Raw genomic sequence first — 1,264 nt, forward strand, 5'->3', positions numbered from 1 at the left:
ATTCTAAAACTTACCTATTTTATAAAATTTATTTTCGATACCATCCATTAATAACTGCCTCTGCTTCTTTACTATGTATTTGATATGAATGATTACTATCATTAGAGCCAATAAACCAAATTGAAAAACCTTTAAAATACAGCTTCGGTTCTAATACATCTCGGTAAGCACGCCACCCGTTAAGTTGTACATCTTTTGAAAACACATTCGTAACATCTGGGTTCCACGGGCTTTGTAGTCCAAGTTCACGTGCTGGAACGTTAAATCCACCAAAATATACTGGCTTTCCTGTTGCTTTATGTAATTTCTCAAGTTGCTGAACGACATTTTGGCCACGATTGTATACTGTCGTCGCAAATAAACTTTGTTTTACTTCTTCGTATGATGGATTTCTTTTCCCTGAAACTTCAAACCAACTATCAATACTTACGATATCCACCTTTTTTAAATACGGGCGATTTATTTTCTCTTTAAATTTCGCCTCAAAAGAAGGATCCCAACTTGCAGTTAACCACCAGTTCATTTGATACAAAACATTTCCTTTATACTGCTGGCGAACAAAATTAATCGTATCATTCCAATATCCTTCTGCATATTCCATATTAACGAAATTAGAAGCGATTTTCAGCCCATAAACATTGTACTTACTTGTAATGGAATTAAAAATATCTTGTAAAACAACCGTTTTCCAATTCCAGAAGAAATCGTTAATATTACTCGGGTTCCATTCCGTCTCTCCAATATTTCCTTGCTGAATAAATGGGAACGGTTCCACTATAACTTGTATATTACGTTTTAATAATTCTTGAATTAAAATAATAGCTTGTTTCTTTTKCGCCTGATTAATTACCATATTAGCCGAATTCACATTCGGAATATCAACTTGAATCGGTACATTCACCGTATTTAAATTCAAGCGCTCTACATCAGCTAACACTTTCGCTACATTTCCTACTTCCCATACCGTTACGTTTCCTGATTTTATTTTTCCAGATTGAACAGTATTTACATCTGCCTGTACATTTCCTTGGAAACAAAAAGAAAACAACATGATACACACTCCTAAAATACTTACTAAACTCTTACTTTTCTTCACAAGTTTCCCCCTATAATTTTTGACTTTCTTGATTATTTTATACAATGTTTCACATATATTCCAGAAAAATATGAAGTGAGATTTTTATTAATAGAACTTTCGTTCGCCTTTATTCATATAAATCTCCTAAAAATAGTAGGGAAAATAAAAAAAGGAGCGGATTTCCGC

1 protein-coding gene is annotated in these 1,264 nt (G+C 33.1%); it reads right to left on the minus strand.

The features are described from left to right. Positions 1 to 28: 28 nt before the first annotated feature. On the minus strand, positions 29 to 1,096 hold the full coding sequence (locus AC1DTM_RS27080) for a glycoside hydrolase family 113 (protein ID WP_477001338.1): 1,068 nt from the start codon (positions 1,094 to 1,096) through the stop codon (positions 29 to 31). Positions 1,097 to 1,264: the final 168 nt, after the last annotated feature.

It is taken from the genome of Bacillus sp. P4_D3, assembly GCF_056401855.1.